General features: G+C 50.2%; 1 protein-coding gene. It reads left to right on the forward strand.

The genetic code is table 11. From position 1 onward, the window contains the following. Positions 1-243, forward strand: a 243-nt coding sequence (locus R0J87_RS23755) for a GNAT family N-acetyltransferase (RefSeq protein ID WP_498889467.1), incomplete at both ends; no start/stop codon positions are given.

The following is a 243-nucleotide window of genomic DNA, read 5'->3' on the forward strand; positions in this document are numbered from 1 at the left end:
GTATTTGCATGATATGGCAGTAAGCCAGAATGCCAGAGGCCTTGGCTTGGCTTCCCGTTTATTAAATTATGCTGAGCAATATGCAATAGAACTGGGGTTTAGCCGGTTGGCGTTGGTCGCCGTGCAGGGTTCGGTGCCATATTGGCAAAAGCGGGGGTTTGTTGTCGTTAACCTCAGCTCCTCTGAAGCGACAAGGGCATTAGCCAGCTATAGCGGCCAGCACGCAATGTATATGCAGAAATC

The organism is Halomonas sp. SIMBA_159, from assembly GCF_046536035.1.
GTDB classification, from domain to species: Bacteria; Pseudomonadota; Gammaproteobacteria; order Pseudomonadales; family Halomonadaceae; genus Vreelandella; species Vreelandella venusta_A.